This is a genomic window from Herbaspirillum rubrisubalbicans, assembly GCF_003719195.1.
GTDB lineage: Bacteria > Pseudomonadota > Gammaproteobacteria > Burkholderiales > Burkholderiaceae_D > Herbaspirillum > Herbaspirillum rubrisubalbicans.
The window spans coordinates 2,094,262-2,107,298 of sequence record NZ_CP024996.1; the positions used below are offsets into that span (position 1 = coordinate 2,094,262).

Sequence of the window (13,037 nt, forward strand, 5' to 3'; positions counted from 1 at the left end):
AGAAGGAATCGAATAACATGGACAATTCCAGTCATTACAGCAACTCTGGCAACTCCTCCCGCTCGCGCGGCGCGCAAGCCCGCCGCTTCAACCTGCGCCGCCTGATGATGGCTGCCGGCCTGTCGGCCCTGGCCGTGGCCGGCGCCATCACCGTCACCGCGCTGACCCCGGGCCGCGCCTCGGCCGCCGCCCTGGACCAGTTCAAGCAATTCGTCAGCAGCACGCAGTCGGCCAAGGGTGCCTTCACCCAGCGCATGGTGCGCGTCGAGAACGGCAAGTCCAAGGTGGTCAACACCTCCAGCGGCAGCTTCGTGTTTTCGCGCCCGGGCAAGTTCATCTGGACCTATCAGAAGCCCTATGAACAGGTGATCCAGGCCGATGGGGAAAAACTCTTCATCTACGACAAGGACTTGAACCAGGTCACCACCAAGCAACTGGGCAATGCGCTGGGTTCCTCGCCGGCGGCCATCCTGTTCGGCAGCAATGACCTGGAAAAAAACTTCACCTTGAAGGAAGCCGGCACCAAGGATGGCCTGGAGTGGCTGCAAGCCGTCCCCAAAAGCCGCGACACCACCTTCGACAGCATCGGCATTGGCTTGAAGAATGGCACCCCGGTAGCGATGGAATTGCATGACACCTTCGGTCAGGTCTCGCTGCTCAGTTTCGACAGCTTCGAGAAGAACCCGCCACTGAAGGTCAACAGCTTCAACTTCACCATTCCCAAGGGCGCCGACGTGTTCAACAACTGATCACGCCGGCCAGCCAAGAACACAGCCCCGCAGGCTTGCGCGTGCGGGGCTGTTCTTTTGGAGCGGCGGCTCAGGCTGGCGGCATTTGCAGCAGCGCCAGCTTGTCGGGCACATCCTTCCATTGCTCATGTCCCGCCATGGGCGGCTTGACCTGAGTGATGGGTTGCCAGCCGGGCAGCTTGGCCAGCTTGGCGTTGAGGTCTTCGAAGTGGGCCAGGGCGGCGGGCAGGTCGGTGGCGTTGTAGATGGCGCCGACCGGGCATTCCGGCACGCACATGGAGCAATCGATGCAGCCATCCGGGTCGATCACCAGGAAGTTCGGTCCTTCCACGAAGCAATCCATCGGACAGACGTTGACGCAATCGGTGTACTTGCACTGGATACAGGCATCGGTGACGACGAAGGGCATGGAGGACGGTGGAAAAAGGGCAGGGTGAAGGAAAAGGGCGAGGCCGCATTCTAGCGCCTGTGCCGATTGCCTGCTGACCGCGCATGGTTGCGCCTGATGGCCCCTGATGCGGGCCTGCTGCGTTAGACTACGGCCTTTGGTGAACGCGCCTTGCAATCCGGCGCTGCGCCCGCATCCTGATGAATATGAACTTTATTTCCGAGACCGCCCTGCGGCCCTTTTTCCTCGTTGACCTGAACCAGGTGCAGGAGCCTCGCCATGGCTGACCTGTTCGCGCAAGAACCCGCCGCGCCCCTGGCCGAAGCGCTGCGTCCCAAGACCCTGGATGAGGTCATCGGTCAATCGCACCTGCTGGGCGAAGGCAAGCCCTTGCGTCTGGCCTTTCAGTCCGGCAAGCCGCACTCCATGATCTTCTGGGGCCCGCCGGGCGTGGGCAAGACCACGCTGGCGCGGCTGACGGCCACGGCGTTCCAGTGTGAATTCATCGCCTTGTCGGCGGTGTTCTCGGGCGTCAAGGATATCCGCGCGGCGATGGAGCAGGCCGAGCAGAACCTGTCCATGGGCAAGCACACCATCTTGTTCGTCGATGAAATCCATCGTTTCAACAAGTCGCAGCAGGATGCGCTGTTGCCCTATGCCGAAAGCGGCCTGGTGACCTTCATCGGGGCCACGACCGAGAATCCATCGTTTGAGGTCAACTCGGCGCTGCTCTCGCGTGCCCAGGTGTATGTGCTCAAGTCGCTCACCGACGACGAACTCAAGCTGCTGCTCAAGCGCGCACAGGAAAAGGTGCTGGGCGAGCTGCAATTCGACGCCCAGGCGACCGACACCATCATCGGCTATGCCGATGGCGACGCCCGCCGCTTCCTGAACCTGTTGGAGCAGACCGAGACCGCTGCCCGCACCACCGGCACCACCCTGGTCACGGCCGAGTTCCTGCAGAATGCGCTGACCTTGAACAGCCGTCGCTTCGACAAGGGCGGCGACAACTTCTACGACCAGATCTCGGCGCTGCACAAGTCGGTGCGTGGCTCGCACCCGGATGCTGCGCTGTACTGGCTCACGCGTATGCTCGATGGCGGCGCCGATCCGCGCTACCTGTCACGGCGCATCGTACGCATGGCCTGGGAAGACATCGGCCTGGCCGACCCGCGCGCCATGCAGATCGCCAACGATGCCGCGCTCACCTACGAGCGCCTGGGCAGCCCGGAAGGCGAACTGGCGCTGGGCCAGGCGGTGATCTACCTGGCCGTGGCGGCCAAGAGCAATGCCGGCTACAACGCCTATAACGCGGCACGCGCTTTCGTGAAGCAAGACAAGAGCCGGGAAGTGCCGGTGCACCTGCGCAATGCGCCGACCAAGCTGATGAAGGAGTTGGGCTATGGGCATGAGTATCGCTATGCCCATGATGAACCCAATGCCTATGCCGCTGGGGAGACCTACCTGCCCGAGGGCATAGCGGAGCCGGGGTGGTATCAGCCGGTTCCGCGCGGTCTGGAAATCAAGATCGGAGAGAAGCTGGCCACCTTGCGGCAGTGGGATGAAGAGGTCGGCAAGAAGTGAGAAAAGCATCCGGCTGGATGCTTTTTTTCTGCAAAATTCCATTAATTCTTGTGGAGGTCTGTGTTGTACTTTAGCATGCGTACGCATGCTTGTGAAAGGACAATATATGACGTGGAATCGTCAGAAGAGTGACCTGGAAGCCATGATGGTCAAGGTGCTCAAGAAGAAAAAGAAGGCACTTAGCCTGGGGGAGGTTGTCTCGGCCATTCAGAAGATGGAGCCCGCAGCCTTCAGTGGGAAGACTCCCACCAATTCCTTGTATTCCATCGTCTATAGGCGAGAAAAACGTCGCGTTGAAAACGGCAAGCAGCCGCTTTTCTCCATCGAGAAAGAGAGAAATGCTGCTCTCTATTCTCTGAATCCGAAGTGCAAAGAAATACCATGAAAAAAGCGCCGCATGTCATTCCATATCAGGGAAGCAAAAGAAAGCTTGCCGAAGATATCTTGTCTTACATGGATGTTGACATTGAGACCCTGTATGAACCCTTTGTCGGTTCCGGCGCGATTACGCTGGCTGCTGCTGCCAATAACAAAGCGAAGAAATTCGTTGTGGCCGACAAGCTCGAACCGTTGGCCGAGCTCTGGAAGTGGATTGTTACCCAGCCCGAGCGATTGACTGCAGAGTATGCAACGCTCTGGAATGAGCAACTGTCCGATCCTGCCGGCTACTACCGCAAAGTGCGTGACGATTTCAACCAGACCCAGTCTCCCTCCGACTTGCTCTATCTGGTGGCCAGATGCGTGAAAAACGCTGTTCGTTTCAATGGTCACGGTCAATTCAATCAAGGCCCGGATAATCGTCGTCTTGGTTTGAAGCCCGACAAGCTCAAACGCGAAGTGGCACTGGCATCCAAGTTGCTCAAAGACCGGGTCAAGATAGTCGGCGGTGATTTCAGAGATGCGATCGCGGATGCGACACCGGATGATCTTGTCTACATGGACCCACCGTGGCAGGGGACCAGCGGGAAACGTGATCCACGCTATGCCTATCTTTTGAATCTGGATGAACTGATTGACGAACTGGATAGCCTGAACAAGCGCAATGTGCCCTATATGCTCAGTTTTGATGGAACCTGTGGCGACAGGACTTATGGCGCCGAGCTTCCTGGTCACCTGCGATTGCAGAAGGTCGCGCTTCACGCTGGTCGCTCCAGTCAGGCGACATTGCTGGGCCGTGACGATGTGACTATTGAGTCGCTGTATTTGTCACCGGCCTTGATGACCAAGCAGAAGACAGCGGGCCGCAAAAAGAAAAGTCGCCAACTTGACTTGTTAGGGACTGCTGCTAACTGATTACTCTATCAGCTTCTTTATTTCCTCTTGAACGGAAGAGCTATTTTGCCTGGCTCTTTCTTCAAGTGACTTGTATTTCAAAATATCTGTACCCGAGAAAACAAGGTCAACACGGAATTCATCTTTCATCGCTACGTGGGTGTGGCGTTCCGGGTAGGCCCAATAGCACGACTGGCAGGTTGCCAAAGACTTAATGACGATAAAATTCTGGCAGTGTTCGCAAGCCCATGACTTTTGCCGTTGGGCAGCGCCGGAAAGCAACATGAAGTCTGCTGGATTTCTCTCGCTGTCTGCATCATCACCGGAAATGCGATAAGGAATGCGGTGGTCAATCTGGAGATGGGATTGATCGTATTGTTCCGTGCTGATGGCGCATCTGGCACCGAATTGTTCGATCAGCGCTTTTTTCAGGTGCTTTGGAAGAATTTTTCTTCCACCAAGCTTGCCATTTTCAATCTTGGATGGATCGCCAAAACGGTAGGCGCCAATTGATCGGCCATCACTCCCTTTGACTTTGAACGTCTCCAGCGGGATACCTTGGTCCCGCACATCGCCTGCAGCCCGAGGCGGATGGTTGTAGCCGTAATTTTCCTTGAGTTCTTCAGTCGTGACGTGGCCGTGCTCGATGATGTGATTGATTACGACTTTTGCGCGGTGGGCCGTTACCTTTTGGGCGGCCTCTAATAATTTCGGGTCTGTCGTCACGGTATTCCAGCCATTTGTTGGTAAAGTTGGAATTGTACGCCCGGTTTGTAAATCAAGATTGGCGAAATGCCAACCATACTACACTAGCCGCAGATGCCGGCTCGGACCAGTTTCAAGCCGCGACATCATAGCGAATCGAAACCTCCCCCTTCTTGACGCGCACCGATTCGATCCCGATCTTGCCGATCTCCCCCAGCGTGGCCACATGCGTGCCGCCGCAAGGATAGGCCGGCAGGTCGCCGAAGCCGATCTTGCGCAAGCCGGCCTCCAAGGACAGCACGCACGCCAGGTCTTGCGCAAGGAGCGCATTGCAGCGGCGCTCGATTTCTTCTGCCTCAAGTTCCTGCGCAGCTTCGCCGCCTACACCCACACTCACGCCCACGACCCGCCCTTCACCCGGCCAGTGATGGGCCTTGGTCGGCTTCCATCCCAGTTGTGCCATCACATGACCGATCACGTGACCTGCCGAGTGCAGCCGGGTATGCAATTGGCGCGGTTGGGCATCGACCCTCGCTACGGCAGGGCCAGGCGCGACCGCAGCGTTGGTGTAATGGAGGATGTCGTCGCCTTCGCTGACCACCCGTAGCACCTCCACCTCGCCCAGCCAACCCACATCGCTGGGCTGTCCGCCTCCTTGCGGATGAAATGGCGTGGCCGACAGGCGCACGGCGTGGCGGCCATCCTCCAGCGGGGTGCAACTCAAGATTTCGATATCAGCACAAAGGGCTGGCTGGGTCAGGTATAGACGTTCGGTCATGGCTTGCCTTTCTAGCTTGCAGCAGTAGCGGGAAATTGTATCGCTCATGCAAAGTTGCGATAATCCGCCATCGAAGCAAATATTCTTTGCGCCATGAGCACAAATCAAAGTATCGCCTTGTTGAATGAAATGGCGGTCTTCGCCAAGGTAGTGGAGACAGGGAGTTTCTCGGAAGCGGCGCGCCAGCTGGGCGCCACACCGTCTGCTATCAGCCGCGCCATCGCCCGTCTGGAAAAGGCGCTGGGCACGCAATTGTTGCAGCGGACCACGCGCAAGCTGCGTCTGAGCGAGAGCGGGCGCGAGATCCACGAGCGCTGCCGCGACATGCTGCATGCCGCCCAGGCGGTGCTGGCGGTATCGGGTTCCTTCGAGGCCGTGCCGCAAGGGCAGGTGAGGGTGAGCGTGCCCAAGGCGGTGGGGCGTTACCTGGTGCATCCGCATGTGCCGGATTTCCTGGCAAGCTATCCTGAGGTCGATGTGCTGTTGAGGCTGGAGGATCGCTACATGGATCTGATCGACGACCAGGTCGACCTGGCCATCCGCATCACCGACAAGCCGCCGCCGGGCTTGATGGGGCGCCGCCTGATGCGTATCGACCATCTGCTCTGCGCCACGCCCGCGTATCTTGCGGCGCATGGCACACCGACCCATCCGCAGGCGCTCAAGGCGCATAGCTGCATCTATCTGGGGGAGGCGCCGGCCGATGCGCAGTGGCGTTTTCGTCGGCACGGCAAGGCGGTCCATGTCGAGGTGCGCGGTCGTTATGCGGCTAACCATACCGGGGTGCGGCTCGATGCGGTGCTGCGCCACATCGGTATCGGCAGCCTACCGTATTTCATCGCCAGGCCGGCGCTGGAGGCGGGCAGTATCGTCCAGGTCCTGCCGCAGTGGACCTTTCGGACGCATTATTGCGGTGACCTGTGGGCGCTGTATCCGGCCACGCGGCATTTGCCGCCCAGGCTCGGGGCTTTCGTCAATTTCCTGGCGCAGCGCCTGGCCGAGGAGCCGACCCTGGGCGGCGCGGGGCGGGCCTAGGGATCAGGCGGCGGGGCGGCTCCAGACATGGAAGCTGCCTTCCATGGCCGACATGGCGGTAATCACGGTCTCGTAGTTGCGTTCGTCGTCGTAGCCCGGCAGGCGCAGTTTCATGGCCTCCATCAAGGCTTCCAGACCTTCGGCATCGTTGGGGACCAGCACGCTCTTGCTACCCTCGGCAGTCTGGCCAGCGAGGATCCACTGCGGCTGCGGCACGCTGCCTTCGCTGATGCGGATGGTGACGTCGCACACTTCATTCCAGGCAATCCCTTCGCGCTTGGCACCGCGCACCATGGTGTGGATTTCTTCATCATCGAATTCCACGCTGATGGCGCGCACCTGCTGTGCTGCGTGCTTGGTCGGCGACAATTCGGCGGCGCCCGGCGCCTGCACCCGCCAGTCGGTCTTGCGTACCTTGGGCGGGACCAGGCGGTTCTTGATCTGCTGGCCAAAGGCGAAGGCGGCGCCGAAGGACAGGCCGGCGATGAGCCCATAGAACAGGCTGGCATCGTTGGACATGTAGTGGATGCCGGCCCACAGCCCGGCAGCCAGGGCGGCTACCAGGCCCAGCAGGGAGAACAGGACGGGGACTTCACGCGGTGGGCGGGGATCGGGTTGGTCGGACATGGATAAGGGATCTCTGGAATGCAGGAATGGCCCGCATGGTAACCCGCGGCGAAGGCGGCGGCTACCGGCGGCGCAATTTTCTTGCCGGTGGGGCGCACGGGAAGCCCGTGGCGGGCGCGGGTCTTGGTACAATCGCGGTTTCGAGCTCCAACCCTATCGTATTTTCTTCCCATGATCGACATTCAACTCCTCCGTAAAGACATCGACAATGTCGCAGCCCGCTTGGCGGCCCGCAAGTTCGTCCTGGACGTGGCCGGCTTCAATGCGCTGGAAGCCGAGCGCAAGCAGATCCAGACCCGTACCGAAGAGCTGCAGGGCAAGCGCAATAGCCTGTCCAAGCAGATCGGTATGCTCAAGGGCAAGGGCGAAGACGCGTCGGCAGTGATGGCCGAAGTCAACGGCATCGGCGATGAGTTGAAGGCCTCAGCGACCCGCCTGGATGAAGTGCAGCAGCAGATGACCTTGTTCCTGCAGGCGGTGCCCAACCTGCCGCACGAGTCGGTGCCGGTGGGCAATGATGAAAACGGCAACGTGGAACTGCGCAAGGTCGGTACGCCCCGCCAGTTCGATTTCGAGATCAAGGATCATGTCGATGTCGGCGCACCGCTGGGCCTGGACTTCGATACCGCCACCAAGCTCACCGGTTCGCGCTTCGCAGTCCTCAAGGGGGGCATTGCTCGCCTGCACCGTGCGCTGGCGCAGTTCATGCTGAACACCCATACCATGGAGCATGGCTACACCGAGTGCTATACCCCCTACATCGTCAACGCCGACAGCCTGCGCGGCACCGGCCAGTTACCCAAGTTCGAGGCTGACCTGTTCGCGGCCAAGAAGGGCGGCCAGGAAGGCGAGGCCGAGAATGCCGCGCTGTACCTGATTCCTACGGCTGAAGTGCCGCTGACCAACTTCGTGCGGGATGAAATCGTCGCCGGCGACGCGCTGCCGATGAAGTTTACCGCCCATTCGCCATGCTTCCGCTCGGAAGCCGGTTCCTATGGTCGCGACACCCGCGGCATGATCCGCCAGCACCAGTTCGACAAGGTGGAAATGGTGCAGATCGTCCATCCCGAGCAGTCCTACGCAGCCCTGGAGGAGATGCTGGGCCACGCCGAGACCATCCTCAAGAAGCTCGGCCTGCCGTATCGCGTCATCACCTTGTGCACCGGCGACATGGGCTTTGGCGCGGCCAAGACCTATGACATCGAGGTTTGGCTGCCGGCCCAGAACACCTATCGTGAAATTTCCTCGGTCTCCAACTGCGAAGCCTTCCAGGCACGCCGTATGCAAGCCCGCTTCCGCAATGCCCAGGGCAAGCCGGAACTGCTGCATACCTTGAACGGTTCGGGCCTGGCCGTGGGCCGCACGCTGGTGGCGGTGCTGGAAAACTACCAGCAGGCCGATGGCAGCGTGGATATTCCTGAAGTCCTGCAGTCCTACATGGGGGGCGTGAGCAAGCTGGTGCCGGGCGTCTGATGCCTTGATTCGCTTGACCCGCTTGGTCTGTGCAGACCACAACGGCTGCCTCTGAAAGGGGGCAGCCGTTTTTTTGCGCCGCTCACCTGGGCTGCGGAAACGTTTTCTTCAGCGACCTGGCTCGCCGTCCTTGAGCGCCCAGGAGAAGGTGGCCGGGATGCGGCGTTCGATGAAGAGGCTATTGCCCTGGATCTTCTTGGCCTGCTTCTTGGCGCGGGTGGCGGCCGAGGCGATCTGGTGCGGGGAAGAGTATTGCGAAGGTTCGATCTTCACCGCGCCCAGCGAGACCGAGACCAGTGGGTGGAAGATCCGGTTGCCCTGGCGGTCCTCGGTGAAGTAGCCGCCGCGCTGCACGTCTTCGTCGTAGTACAGGCCACGTGTCTCGGCAGTGAAGTTGTCGAGCATGGTGCGGCAGCGCTTTTCCCAGTCTTCGCTCTGGAACATGATGAGGAAATCATCGCCACCGATGTGGCCGACGAAGTCCAGGTTGGGGTCGCAGGCCTGTTGCAGCAGGCGGCCCGTGGCCTGGATCATATCGTCGCCCTTGCGGTAGCCGTAGACGTCGTTGAAGGGCTTGAACTGATCCAGGTCGCAATAGCAGATGCAGAATTCCACCCCGCTGTGCAGCAGGTATTCGATGTGGTCATTGATGGGCACGTTACCCGGCAATTGCGTCAACGGGTTGGCGTGGCGCGCGGCGTCGATCTGCATCTGGGTGATTTCGCGCAGCAGGTCGTGTCCGGTACCCAGGCCCATGTACTGACCGCGGTCGGTGATGATGAAGCCGTTGGAGAGGTGATGCGATTCGGCTTGCACCAGCAGGTTGGACAAGTCCTGCAGGCTGGTGTCCTGTTCGGTCAGGATCGGGTTGGGATCCATGAAGAAGGCGCAGGAGCGCTTGCCATACAGTTCCCGTCCATACAGGCGGGCAAAGCGTTCGACCATGCTGTAGCGGTTGATCAGGCCGATCGGCAAGCCATTGCTGACCACCGGCAGGGCCTGCAATTGCGGGTCGTTGACGAACATATCGTAGGCCGCGTCATTGGTCACCTCGGGGCTGACGTACTGGGTTTCGCGCAGCAGCTTGGCCACCGTGGCGCTGCGCTTGCCGGGGCCGTACTTGTTGGCGGCAAGCGGCACCTTGTCGCGGCGCAGGGTCTTGGAGACATCATCCGGGATCGACATGGGCGGCTCCGGTAGGGGGCGCGAGATATGGTAGCCCTGGCCGCAGGCAATGCCGAGGTCACGGATGGTGAGCAACTCGGCCTGGGATTCGATGCCTTCGGCAATCACGATGGAGCCGGATTTTTCGGCAATCTCCTGGATTGAGCGCACGAATTGCAGCTTCATCGGATCGTGGTTGATACCCTGCACGAAGTGCATGTCGACCTTGACGTATTCCGGCTGCAGCTCGGACCACAGGCGCAGGCTGGAAAAACCTTCGCCGAGGTCGTCGATGGCGATCTGGAAACCCATGTCGCGGTAATGCATGGCGGCATTGCGCAACAGGGCGTAATCGTAGGTGGGCTCGTTCTCGGTGAGCTCGATGATGATGCGCTGCGGGTTCACCCCCAGCTTTTCCAGGTAGCGCAGGGTCTCGCCCTGGATCGCCTCGGGCTGCATCAGTGCACCCGGCGAGACGTTGAGGAACAGGTTGCCCTGCAAGCCCAGTTGGGCGAAGCGGGTCAGCACGATGTGCCGACACAGGTATTCCATCTGTACCGACAGGTTGTGCGTGCGCGCCACCTTGAACAGTGACAGCGGCGAATGCAGCGGCGTATTGGAAGGACCCCGGATCAATCCCTCATAGCCCAGGATTTCGCCATTGCGCATCCGCACGATGGGCTGGAACAGGGCCGACAGCTTGCGCTGGGCAATGATCTCGTGCAGCAGCGAGAGCATCGGATCATCGGCGCCGCGCAAGGCTGCACCCGAGGCGCGGGCGATCAGGTCGACGACTTCTGCGCCGAGCGGGAAGGTGGTGGTGGATAGGGGCGCCATCTGGCTGGATCCGGGTATATAAAGTTCCAAAGAACGGCAAATAGTTTACGGATGCTAGAAGTGATTTATGACAAGATGATGATAAGCAATTCATACTTTCCATTTTGTGGATGAAGGCTTATTCATGCTGTCAGTTGCGAATGAATTTCGATGGCGGGAAGATAATTTTTTTAAAGATTTTTTAAAAAATAGTTCCACTCTGAAAATACTTCTGCTATAGTCGCTGTCTTTGCTGCACCACGCAGTGAAACGACCGAAGTTAACCGGAGAGGTGGCAGAGTGGTCGAATGTACCTGACTCGAAATCAGGCGTACGGTTTCCCGTACCGTGGGTTCGAATCCCACCCTCTCCGCCAGTTGGCTCATCAGTTGTAGCAGTTGTAGAGATAAGGCTCTGAATTTTCAGGGCCTTATTTTTTTGTCCATCGATTCTGTGTTGGTCTCAAAGCGATTCGATGCGACTGCCGCCGGCATGAGTGGTCGCCTGGTGTTTTTCGAGGGGATACCAGGTCTGCGTCAAGTTCGTCCCGGCAGATGGGACGTATCATCCGATTCGATGGCGCGGCCACGAGGTATCGGTCTTATTTTTCATCTCGCTCGCGAAGTAGTTGTGCCGTCTTTCATGTCGGCTTGTTATATTCATCCCATACATTTGCCTTTGTAGCGGGCTCCTCATGTCCTTGAATCGTCTGTTCCGGCTCATTTCCATTGCCTTGCTGATGCTGTTCCTGGCATTCGCGATAGCCTTGGTATGGACGGAGTGGAACACCTATCGTAGCGGAGCCAAGAGTGTGCCGGGCCTGCACAATCTGCGTCTGGCGCTGCTGGCCCTGGAAAGGGTCTCGGCCGAGCGTGGTTCTGCCAATGCCATCATGGGCGCATCGGCACAGCAGGCCGGGGATCTGCAGCAAAAGATCACGCGTGCGCGCAACCAGACCGATGCCGCCCTGGCAGCCTTGCATGGGGTGCTGGAGGCTGATGCAAGGCTGCGTCAGTCGTGGGCGATGGATAAGGTGCGCACTGTCGAGCAAGGTCTGGGGGCGGCGCGTGCCAATGTCGATCACGTCGCCCGGCTGGCGCAGCAGGATCGCAGCGATGTGTTGGTGCTGGCGGCGGTGGCTAACATGGTGGACCTGATACCGCCGATGATCCGGGTGGTCAGCGAACTGGGGAACGAGGTCGATCGTGCCGACCCCAGCCTGCGTGATGGTTTGGCGGCGGTGCGTGCCACCGCCAGCCTGCGCGAGTACGCCGGGCAGGTTGGCTCGCGCTTCGTGGCGCCCTTGATTGCGCACCGTCAACTGACCAAGGATGAAGTCATCGAAATCGGCAGCCTGTATGGTCGCATCGAATTGCTGCGTAACATCCTCGCGGCCCAGATGGCGACCTATTCCAATAGCCCCGAATTCGCTGCTGCCCAGGACCGGATGGACAAGGAGTATTTCGACGGCGCGTTCCAGTTCCTCGATTTCCTGCTGCAGACCGGGCTCAACTCCGGCAATTACAGCGTCACACCGACCGACCTGTTGAAGTTCTACGTCCCCCAGATGGCCTCCATCACCGACCTGCGCGATCTGCTGCTGGAAGATCTCATGGCGCGGGCGGAAAGCCACAACCTGCGGGCGCGCAACCTGCTGGTGCTGGTGGTGAGCCTGACGCTGATCGCCTGCCTGTTCTTCCAGTTGCTGATGGTGTTGATTCGTCGGCGCGTGCTGCAACCGCTGGTGCGGGCCACTGATTTGGTGTCTGGCCTGGTGGAGGGCAAGCTGGAGCAAGACATCCCCGAGGCCCGGCACCAGGATGAGATCGGAGCCATGATGCGCGCCCTGCGCGTGCTCAAGCATCGGATGCGCGAACGCACCAGTCTGGCCAAGGAGCGAGAGGCGCTCATCACGCAATTGCAGGCCTCTTCCAATACCGACTTTCTGACCGGGGTGTTGAACCGGCGGGCTTTTTATTCCTATGCCGAGCAGCAGTTGGCGGTGGCCCAGCGCTATGGACGCCCGCTGGCGGTGATCTTGTTCGATATCGATCACTTCAAGCGCATCAACGACAGTTTCGGCCATCAGGCGGGCGATGCCATCCTGGTCGGCGCGGCGCAGTGCGTGGCGCAGCTCTTGCGCAAGGTGGACGTGCTGGCGCGCTATGGCGGCGAGGAATTCATCATCCTGTTGCCCGAGTCCGGCCTGGAGCAGGCTGCAGCCGTCGCCGAAAAGTTGCGTGCCGCACTGCAGGAGCGTGTCTTCGATATCGAAGCAGGCCAGCAGATCAGGCTCAGTGCCAGTTTCGGTGTAGCAGGGCTGGATGATCACGAGGCCCTGGACAGGCTGACCAAGCGCGCCGACCTGGCCTTGTATCGCGCCAAGCGGCTGGGGCGCAATCGGGTCGAACTGGCTGGCGATGAAGTGCAGGAAGGGTGAGTCGGG

The 13,037-nt window shown here is 59.8% G+C and carries 12 protein-coding genes and 1 tRNA gene; 8 read left to right on the top strand and 5 right to left on the bottom strand.

Annotation, left to right across the window (positions count from 1 at the left end; genetic code table 11):
* Window positions 1-17 precede the first annotated feature (17 nt).
* Entirely contained in the window at window positions 18-749 is a 732-nt protein-coding gene (gene lolA, locus RC54_RS09315) for an outer membrane lipoprotein chaperone LolA (protein ID WP_061788772.1), read from the top strand.
* Between the two features lie 70 nt (window positions 750-819).
* Here the strand turns inward: lolA and fdxA are convergent, their stop codons facing one another.
* The gene (gene fdxA / locus RC54_RS09320; RefSeq protein WP_058895125.1) at window positions 820-1,158 is read right to left on the bottom strand and encodes a ferredoxin FdxA; all 339 of its coding nucleotides are present in this window, start codon (window positions 1,156-1,158) and stop codon (window positions 820-822) included.
* 258 nt (window positions 1,159-1,416) lie between these two features.
* On the opposite strand from fdxA, the gene RC54_RS09325 reads away from it, so the two are divergent.
* The 3 genes from RC54_RS09325 to RC54_RS09335 all read left to right on the top strand — a co-directional run bounded on the left by RC54_RS09325 (window position 1,417) and on the right by RC54_RS09335 (window position 4,014).
* The gene (locus tag RC54_RS09325) at window positions 1,417-2,721 is read left to right on the top strand and encodes a replication-associated recombination protein A (protein WP_061788773.1); all 1,305 of its coding nucleotides are present in this window, start codon (window positions 1,417-1,419) and stop codon (window positions 2,719-2,721) included.
* 106 nt (window positions 2,722-2,827) lie between these two features.
* Entirely contained in the window at window positions 2,828-3,106 is a 279-nt protein-coding gene (locus RC54_RS09330) for an HTH domain-containing protein (protein WP_164471197.1), read from the top strand.
* Complete coding sequence (locus RC54_RS09335; RefSeq protein WP_058895128.1) at window positions 3,103-4,014, top strand: DNA adenine methylase; 912 nt, start codon at window positions 3,103-3,105, stop codon at window positions 4,012-4,014. The genes RC54_RS09330 and RC54_RS09335 overlap by 4 nt, the downstream gene beginning before the upstream one ends.
* On the opposite strand, the gene RC54_RS09340 is transcribed toward RC54_RS09335, so the two are convergent.
* Both RC54_RS09340 and RC54_RS09345 read right to left on the bottom strand, forming a co-directional pair.
* A complete protein-coding gene (locus RC54_RS09340) occupies window positions 4,015-4,719 on the bottom strand; it encodes a hypothetical protein (RefSeq protein ID WP_058895129.1) in 705 nt (234 codons plus the stop codon). It lies immediately after the preceding gene.
* A gap of 112 nt (window positions 4,720-4,831) precedes the next feature.
* Window positions 4,832-5,476 carry an alanyl-tRNA editing protein gene (locus tag RC54_RS09345; protein WP_061788774.1) on the bottom strand — a complete coding sequence of 215 codons (645 nt, stop codon included), beginning with the start codon at window positions 5,474-5,476 and terminating at the stop codon, window positions 4,832-4,834.
* Between the two features lie 93 nt (window positions 5,477-5,569).
* Between RC54_RS09345 and RC54_RS09350 the strand changes: the two genes are divergently transcribed.
* Complete coding sequence (locus tag RC54_RS09350) at window positions 5,570-6,511, top strand: LysR family transcriptional regulator (protein ID WP_044530269.1); 942 nt, start codon at window positions 5,570-5,572, stop codon at window positions 6,509-6,511.
* Window positions 6,512-6,514: 3 nt separating this feature from the next.
* Here RC54_RS09350 and RC54_RS09355 read toward each other — a convergent pair whose 3' ends face one another.
* On the bottom strand, window positions 6,515-7,138 hold the full coding sequence (locus RC54_RS09355; protein WP_244216464.1) for an anaphase-promoting protein: 624 nt from the start codon (window positions 7,136-7,138) through the stop codon (window positions 6,515-6,517).
* 171 nt (window positions 7,139-7,309) lie between these two features.
* Between RC54_RS09355 and serS the strand changes: the two genes are divergently transcribed.
* Window positions 7,310-8,611, top strand: coding sequence for a serine--tRNA ligase (serS, locus tag RC54_RS09360; RefSeq protein ID WP_061788776.1), 1,302 nt, complete (start codon window positions 7,310-7,312; stop codon window positions 8,609-8,611).
* A 108-nt stretch (window positions 8,612-8,719) separates the two neighbouring features.
* Here serS and RC54_RS09365 read toward each other — a convergent pair whose 3' ends face one another.
* Window positions 8,720-10,612 carry a GGDEF domain-containing protein gene (locus tag RC54_RS09365; RefSeq protein WP_058895134.1) on the bottom strand — a complete coding sequence of 631 codons (1,893 nt, stop codon included), beginning with the start codon at window positions 10,610-10,612 and terminating at the stop codon, window positions 8,720-8,722.
* Between the two features lie 265 nt (window positions 10,613-10,877).
* On the opposite strand from RC54_RS09365, the gene RC54_RS09370 reads away from it, so the two are divergent.
* Both RC54_RS09370 and RC54_RS09375 read left to right on the top strand, forming a co-directional pair.
* Window positions 10,878-10,967 (top strand) — tRNA-Ser (locus RC54_RS09370).
* 318 nt (window positions 10,968-11,285) lie between these two features.
* The gene (locus RC54_RS09375; RefSeq protein WP_058895135.1) at window positions 11,286-13,031 is read left to right on the top strand and encodes a diguanylate cyclase; all 1,746 of its coding nucleotides are present in this window, start codon (window positions 11,286-11,288) and stop codon (window positions 13,029-13,031) included.
* The last annotated feature ends 6 nt before the right edge of the window (window positions 13,032-13,037 follow it).

What these genes read in the sequence shown, in the direction of transcription:
- RC54_RS09335 (WP_058895128.1), top strand. Translation starts at nt 3,103, where the DNA reads ATGAAAAAAGCGCCGCATGTCATTCCATATCAGGGAAGCAAAAGAAAG.
- RC54_RS09345 (WP_061788774.1), bottom strand. Translation starts at nt 5,476, where the DNA reads ATGACCGAACGTCTATACCTGACCCAGCCAGCCCTTTGTGCTGATATC.
- fdxA (WP_058895125.1), bottom strand. Translation starts at nt 1,158, where the DNA reads ATGCCCTTCGTCGTCACCGATGCCTGTATCCAGTGCAAGTACACCGAT.
- serS (WP_061788776.1), top strand. Translation starts at nt 7,310, where the DNA reads ATGATCGACATTCAACTCCTCCGTAAAGACATCGACAATGTCGCAGCC.
- RC54_RS09375 (WP_058895135.1), top strand. Translation starts at nt 11,286, where the DNA reads ATGTCCTTGAATCGTCTGTTCCGGCTCATTTCCATTGCCTTGCTGATG.
- RC54_RS09365 (WP_058895134.1), bottom strand. Translation starts at nt 10,612, where the DNA reads ATGGCGCCCCTATCCACCACCACCTTCCCGCTCGGCGCAGAAGTCGTC.
- RC54_RS09330 (WP_164471197.1), top strand. Translation starts at nt 2,828, where the DNA reads ATGACGTGGAATCGTCAGAAGAGTGACCTGGAAGCCATGATGGTCAAG.
- RC54_RS09325 (WP_061788773.1), top strand. Translation starts at nt 1,417, where the DNA reads ATGGCTGACCTGTTCGCGCAAGAACCCGCCGCGCCCCTGGCCGAAGCG.
- lolA (WP_061788772.1), top strand. Translation starts at nt 18, where the DNA reads ATGGACAATTCCAGTCATTACAGCAACTCTGGCAACTCCTCCCGCTCG.
- RC54_RS09350 (WP_044530269.1), top strand. Translation starts at nt 5,570, where the DNA reads ATGAGCACAAATCAAAGTATCGCCTTGTTGAATGAAATGGCGGTCTTC.
- RC54_RS09355 (WP_244216464.1), bottom strand. Translation starts at nt 7,138, where the DNA reads ATGTCCGACCAACCCGATCCCCGCCCACCGCGTGAAGTCCCCGTCCTG.